The sequence below is a fragment of the Pseudomonas sp. 2VD genome (assembly GCF_005503585.1).
GTDB lineage: Bacteria > Pseudomonadota > Gammaproteobacteria > Pseudomonadales > Pseudomonadaceae > Pseudomonas > Pseudomonas aeruginosa.
In genome coordinates this window covers 1-5,839 of the sequence record NZ_SCND01000367.1, presented here as the reverse complement: position 1 = coordinate 5,839, position 5,839 = coordinate 1, and the positions used below count along the sequence as shown (strand labels likewise).

4 protein-coding genes and 1 pseudogene are annotated in these 5,839 nt (G+C 63.4%); 2 read left to right on the top strand and 3 right to left on the bottom strand.

Translation table 11 applies throughout. The features are described 5' to 3' along the window. Positions 1-55: 55 nt before the first annotated feature. The 3 genes and pseudogenes from FFS27_RS27230 to parR form a co-directional block, all read right to left on the bottom strand. A pseudogene (locus tag FFS27_RS27230) lies at positions 56-1,447 on the bottom strand (serine hydrolase domain-containing protein); the annotation flags it as partial. A gap of 104 nt (positions 1,448-1,551) precedes the next feature. Next, complete coding sequence (gene parS / locus FFS27_RS27225) at positions 1,552-2,838, bottom strand: sensor histidine kinase ParS (RefSeq protein WP_003087912.1); 1,287 nt, start codon at positions 2,836-2,838, stop codon at positions 1,552-1,554. Next, positions 2,839-3,546, bottom strand: a complete 708-nt coding sequence (parR, locus tag FFS27_RS27220; RefSeq protein WP_003087915.1) for a response regulator transcription factor ParR — start codon at positions 3,544-3,546, stop codon at positions 2,839-2,841. It lies immediately after the preceding gene. Between the two features lie 231 nt (positions 3,547-3,777). Here parR and tig point away from each other — a divergent pair, with 231 nt between their 5' ends. After that, a complete protein-coding gene (tig, locus tag FFS27_RS27210) occupies positions 3,778-5,088 on the top strand; it encodes a trigger factor (RefSeq protein WP_137952334.1) in 1,311 nt (436 codons plus the stop codon). 93 nt (positions 5,089-5,181) lie between these two features. Further along, positions 5,182-5,823: an ATP-dependent Clp endopeptidase proteolytic subunit ClpP gene (clpP, locus tag FFS27_RS27205; protein WP_003098129.1), complete on the top strand. Its 642-nt coding sequence runs from the start codon at positions 5,182-5,184 to the stop codon at positions 5,821-5,823. The last annotated feature ends 16 nt before the right edge of the window (positions 5,824-5,839 follow it).

Genomic DNA, 5,839 nt, shown 5'->3' with positions numbered 1-5,839 from the left:
GGCATGGACAGCGCCGGACAGTTGCAACTGGACGTGGTCAGCTACGGCCAACGCCGAATCCCAGCAGTCTTTTTCTCATCTGCAGCCAGCCCGAGGTGTCGCGCAACAATTCCACGCGTTGTTCGCCGAAATCTGCGTACAGGCGACCCCTGCGCTCGTACAGGCGAACCTGGCCTTGGCGGGTTGCGTAGCGACCGTATAGCTGTCGCCGGTCCTCCGGGCTCGGCACCTTCAGTGCGGGCGCGCGCGCGGGGGTGGGCTGTACGGCGGGGCGACGAGCGCCCTGCCTGACCTGCAGCATGAGCGACGCCGCTTGCCGGGCCAGGGAGGCGGTGAGCGAACCGCTGTCATCGGCGTTGCTCATGACAATGGCGGCGAGGCGCTGTTCCGGCAGCAGAACCAGGTGGGCGCTGAATCCTGGGGTGGCGCTGGCGTACTCATAGTGACGGATGCCCCCTTCCAGCGGCGCGGAGCCGCACGGGCTGAGGAACCAGGCCAGGCCCACCTGGCAGTCGAAGTCCAGGGCATTGCCGGCGTTCTGCTGGCGGAACATCTCCTCGACGGAGTGTTTCCGGAGAAGCTGGCGCTCCTTGTGGCGCCCGTTGGCGAACAGCATGCGGACGAAGCGGCTGAGGTCGACCGGGCTGCTCCACAGATCGTTGACCGGGAGGTCGCTGGCGGAGCCGGGGCGACCGCCGCCGCTGTAGCCGTGGGCGCGTTGCGCCTGGGGCAGGGCGTTCCTGGCGAAGCTGGAGCGGGTCATCTGCAAAGGCTCCAGCAGGTGCTCGCGCATGTGCTGCTCGAAGTGCTTTCCGGTGTTGCGCTCGATGGCCGCGCCGACCAGTTCGTAGCCAAGGTTGGAATAGGCGACCTGGGTTCCCGGCGGATTGCTCAGCCAGACACCGGATACTTTCGCCGGCAGTTGGCCGAGTGAGTTCGGGCGTTCGCCGAACAGGGGCGGCAGGTGTTCGCCAGGAAGGCCGGACTGATGGCTGAGCAGCCGGCGGAAAGTGATCGCGCGATCCGCCTCGCTCTGGTCGGCATGGAAGCGTGAGCGTACGTAGAACTCGCGCAAGGTGTCCTGGAGCGGAGCGTCGAGAGAGAGTTGGCCGCGTTCGGCCAGTTGCAGGGTCGCGCTGGCGATCAGTAGCTTGGACAGGTCGCCGGCGTGGAATGCGGTGTGCTCGCTGGCGTTGATCCTGTGCTGTCGGTCGGCATAGCCGAAACCGCGGGCCCAGACCAGTTGCTGGTCGTCGACCAATGCCAGGGCCAGGCCGGGCACGTCCTGCCTTTCCATTTCCCGGCGGATGTGGCGTTGCAGATAGTCGATGACCTCGCCGTAGTTGCCCACGGCGGCGCTCGGCACTGGCGGGGCGGGTGGCAGGCCGTGGCAGCCGCTGGTGCCGAGCAGGCAGCCGAGAAGGGGAAGGTGCATGGCGCGAAACATGGAATACCTGGCGGAAAGGCGAGGTGTCCCATGCTAGGGCGGGCCTGGCTGGCAATCCTTACGGCTTTGTCAGCAATCTGTGAAAGATTGTTAAGCCTCCGCTGTCAGCGGGGTCGCTCCCAGGTCAGGCGGAAGGAGGCGCCTCCCTGCGGCGTTTCCAGCGCTTCCGCATAGCCGCCATGCCATTGCGCGACCCGGCGGACGATCGCCAGGCCCAGGCCGAAGCCGCCGGTGCTGCGATCGCGGCTGTCGTCCAGGCGCGAAAAGGGTTCGAAGATCTTCTGCCGGGCGTCCGCCGGTATCCCGGGGCCGTCGTCGTTGACCCGTATCTGACAGCTGTCGCCTTGATCGAGGAGGGCGATTTCGACGCGCGAGTGTGCGTGGCGAATGGCGTTGCGCAGCAGGTTGATCACGGCGCGCGCCATGAAGCGAGGCTCGATGCGGATCTGTTCGACCTGGCAGGCGCTGATCTCGCAGGTGACTCCGGCGGCTTCGGCTTCCAGGGCGACGTCGGCGACGACGCTATCCAGCCAGCTCGCGGCGTCGACGATTTCCCGGTGGCTCCCGACGTTGCCGTGCTCCAGGCGGGCGTAGGTCAGCAGTTCGGAGACCATTTCCTCCAGTTCGCCGAGGTCGGCGCGCATGTCCTCTATCAGGTCGTGGCGTACTTCGGCGTCGACCTGCTTGTTCAATTGCTCGAGTTCGAAGGACAGGCGGGAGATCGGCGTGCGCAATTCGTGGGATACCGCGTTGGTCAGTTCGCGCTGGTTGCTGATCAGGCTTTCGATGCGGTCGGCCATCTGGTTGAAGTGCTGGGCCAGGGTGCGGATATCGGAGCGTCGGAAAATGCGCGTGCGCGATGACAGGTCGCCATCGCCGAAGCGTTGCGCGGCCAGGCGCAGGGTCTCGAGGTCGCGCCAGTGCGGGCGGACCCATACCAGCAGGGCGATGCCGACCAGCACGCCGAGCAGGATGTAGGCCAGCACGGTGAACAGTGGGGTCAGCGAGGGTTCCGGCGGCAGCTTGATGTCGAGCAACTGCGGACCCGCGTCGATGCGGCTGATGAATTCCGTAAAGTCCTCGCGTACCACCAGCAGGTTCTTGTCGAGGAGGGCCTGCTCTTCCTGCGTCAGCTTCGCCTGCCTGGCATCCGTCAGGCTCAGCTCGAGCCCGTAGTGGGGACGCCAGTCTTCGAGCTGTCGCTGGCGTCCGGCCTGGTCCAGCGGGGCCAGCTTTTCCACCAGCGAATAGGCCTGGCCGCGAACGGCGTCGCGGTGATAGTTCTCGACGATGCTGTCGTAGAACGCGTCGATGACATGGTCGACCACGAAGATCGCGGCAGCGAACCCCAGGGCCAGCAGCAGGTAGAGGCGCAGGAACAGGCGCAGCATTCAGAGTTCCCAGCCCAGCGGGTTGAACAGGTAGCCCTTGCCCCAGACGGTCTTGATCCGGACCGGCTCGCGCGGATTGTCCTTCAGTTTATTGCGCAGCTTGCTGATGCAGACGTCGACGCTGCGGTTCAGGCCGTCGAAGCCGATGCCGCGGATCTGGTTGAGGATCTCGTCGCGGGAAAGTATTTCCCCTGCCTGGTTGGCCAGCAGCCAGAGCAGCTCGAACTCCATCGTGGTCAGTTCTATGCCGCGGCCTTCGAGTTCCGCTTCGCGCCGCCGTCGGTCGATGTTCAGCTTGCCGAATGTCAGGCTTTCCGGGGAGGCGGGAAGGGGCGCGTGCCGGCGCATCAGGGCGCGCAGGCGGGCGAGCAGCACCGGTGGCTCGATCGGCTTGATCACGTAGTCGTCGGCGCCGGACTCCAGGCCGAGGATGTGATCAAGATCGTCCTCCTGGGCGGTGAGTATGAGGATCGGCAGGTTCGCGACCCGGCGGATCTCCCGGCACACCTGCAGACCATTCTGTCCGGGGAGCATGAGGTCGAGAACCACCACTTGCGGCTTGAAGTCGAGGAAAGCGGCGAACGCGGCATCACCGCGATGCACCTGGCGCACTTCGAAACCATGCTGGGAAAGGAAGCTGGCAATCAGGCGGGCGAGCTTCTGGTCGTCTTCGACGAGCAATACCTTGCTGAGGGTAGGGCAGTCCATAGGGTTTCATCGGTCGGAGCGGAATCGGCTGGCATTATATGCACCCGCTTCCGGCGAAGCTCCAGCGACTCGTTCGAGACCGGGCTGCGATCGGCGGAAGCGGCCGGAAACACCCCGGGGATCCGCCTGCACCCTGGCGGGGTGACTTCTGCTTTTCCCTCTACTAGAATGCATGCCCTTGATTCTGGGAGCCGGAAGGACCGGCTTACGTCTGTGCAACGAGGAATATCCATGCAAGTTTCTGTTGAAAGCACTTCCGCTCTTGAGCGCCGCATGACCGTTGGTGTGCCTGCCGAGCGTATCGAGACCGAAGTCAACAAGCGTCTGCAGCAGACCGCCCGTCGTGCCAAGATTCCAGGTTTCCGCCCCGGCAAGGTGCCGATGAGTGTCATTCGTCAGCGCTACGAAGCTTCCGCGCGCCAGGAAGCCATGGGCGATCTGATCCAGGAAACCTTCTACGAAGCCGTGGTCGAGCAGAAGCTGAATCCGGCCGGTTCGCCGTCGGTAGAGCCCAAGTCCTTCGAGAAAGGCAAGGACCTGGAATACATCGCAACCTTCGAAGTCTTCCCGGAATTTACCGTTTCCGGCCTGGAAGATATCAAGGTCGAGCGCCTGCAGGCCGAAGTTTCCGATGCTGATGTCGACAACATGCTCGATGTCCTGCGCAAGCAGAACACCCGTTTCGAAGTGGTCGAGCGTGCCGCCCAGAACGATGACCAGTTGAACATCGACTTCGTCGGCAAGATCGACGGCGAAGCCTTCGCCGGCGGAGCCGCCAAGGGCACCCTGCTGGTGCTGGGCTCCGGTCGCATGATCGCCGGCTTCGAAGAAGGGCTGGTGGGGGCGAAGGCCGGTGAAGAGCGCGTGCTCAACCTGACCTTCCCCGAGGACTACCAGAACCTGGACCTGGCCAACAAGGCTGCCGAGTTCACCGTTACCGTCAATAGCGTTGCCGAGCCCAAGCTGCCGGAACTGAACGAAGAGTTCTTCGCTCTGTTCGGCGTGAAGGAAACCGGTCTCGATGGCTTCCGCGCCGAAGTGCAGAAGAACATGGAGCGCGAGCTGCGCCAGGCGATCAAGTCCAAGGTCAAGAACCAGGTCATGGAAGGTCTGCTGCAGGCCAACCCGATCGAAGTGCCCAAGGCCCTGATCGGCAACGAAGTGAACCGTCTGCGCGTGCAGGCCGTCCAGCAGTTCGGTGGCAACATCAAGCCTGACCAACTGCCGGCCGAGCTGTTCGAGGAGCAGGCCAAGCGCCGTGTGGTGCTGGGCCTGATCGTCGCCGAAGTGGTCAAGCAGCACGAGCTGAAGGCCGACGAAGGTCGCGTTCGCGAAATGATCGAGGAAATGGCCTCGGCCTACCAGGAGCCCGAGCAGGTCGTCGCCTGGTACTTCAAGAACGAGCCCCAGCTGAACGAAGTCCGTTCTGTTGTACTGGAAGAACAAGTCGTAGATACTGTCCTGCAAAAGGCCACTGTGACCGATAAGCAGGTATCCTACGAAGAAGCGGTCAAGCCGGCCGAAGCTCCGCAAGCGGCCTGATTCGTTCCTCTCGTTCGAATCCCACAAGCCAGCCTTAGTGCTGGCTTGTGCGTCTTTGAGGCTTCACTATCTGTTAGGGAGTGATCGCAAGACATGTCTCGCAACTCTTTTATTCCGCACGTTCCCGATATCCAGGCCGCCGGTGGCCTGGTGCCCATGGTGGTGGAGCAGTCCGCCCGCGGCGAGCGCGCCTACGACATCTATTCGCGCCTGCTGAAGGAGCGGATCATCTTCCTGGTCGGCCAGGTCGAGGACTACATGGCCAACCTGGTGGTTGCCCAGTTGCTGTTCCTGGAGGCTGAAAATCCCGAGAAGGACATTCATCTCTACATCAACTCGCCGGGTGGTTCGGTGACTGCCGGGATGTCCATCTACGACACCATGCAGTTCATCAAGCCCAACGTCTCGACCACCTGTATCGGTCAGGCGTGCAGCATGGGTGCCCTGCTGCTTGCGGGCGGTGCCGCCGGCAAGCGCTACTGCCTGCCGCATTCGCGGATGATGATCCACCAGCCGCTGGGCGGTTTCCAGGGCCAGGCCTCGGATATCGAGATCCATGCCAAGGAAATCCTCTTCATCAAGGAGCGTCTGAACCAGATCCTGGCGCACCACACCGGCCAGCCCCTGGACGTCATTGCCCGCGATACCGATCGTGACCGCTTCATGAGCGGTGACGAAGCCGTCAAGTATGGCCTGATCGACAAGGTCATGACCCAGCGCGACCTGGCCGTCTAAGGCTCCGCAATACTGG

Excerpts from the sequence above, each read along its gene's own strand:
- parS (WP_003087912.1), bottom strand. The coding sequence starts at position 2,838 with ATGCTGCGCCTGTTCCTGCGCCTCTACCTGCTGCTGGCCCTGGGGTTC.
- clpP (WP_003098129.1), top strand. The coding sequence starts at position 5,182 with ATGTCTCGCAACTCTTTTATTCCGCACGTTCCCGATATCCAGGCCGCC.
- tig (WP_137952334.1), top strand. The coding sequence starts at position 3,778 with ATGCAAGTTTCTGTTGAAAGCACTTCCGCTCTTGAGCGCCGCATGACC.
- parR (WP_003087915.1), bottom strand. The coding sequence starts at position 3,546 with ATGGACTGCCCTACCCTCAGCAAGGTATTGCTCGTCGAAGACGACCAG.